This is a genomic window from Natrialba sp. PRR66 (assembly GCF_034808065.1).
Classification (GTDB): Archaea; Halobacteriota; Halobacteria; order Halobacteriales; family Natrialbaceae; genus Natrialba; species Natrialba aegyptia.
The window spans coordinates 1-245 of the sequence record NZ_JAXHGN010000225.1 but is presented as its reverse complement, the minus strand read 5'-3'; the positions used below and the strand labels follow the sequence as shown (position 1 = coordinate 245).

General features: G+C 63.3%; 1 protein-coding gene. It reads left to right on the top strand.

The window, feature by feature from the left end; translation table 11 throughout:
- A partial coding sequence (locus SM755_RS24055; protein WP_323174889.1) for a hypothetical protein occupies positions 1 to 245 on the top strand: 245 nt, incomplete at both ends.

Below are 245 nucleotides of genomic sequence, written 5' to 3'. Positions count from 1 at the left end.
ACGCTCACCATCGCGTACCGTGACGCGCTCGACATCGCGCTCGGGCTGTTCGGCATCGGCGTGGTGCTGACGTGGACGTTCGGGTTCATGGGCTACGCCGACATCTCGTTCAACCAGATCATGATCGCGGTCCCGGTGTTGCTCATCGGGCTCTCCATCGACTACGCGATCCACATCTTCATGCGCCAGCGCGAGGAGCGCCTCGACGACGAAACGCCGAGCGACGTACGCGGCTCGATGAGCTA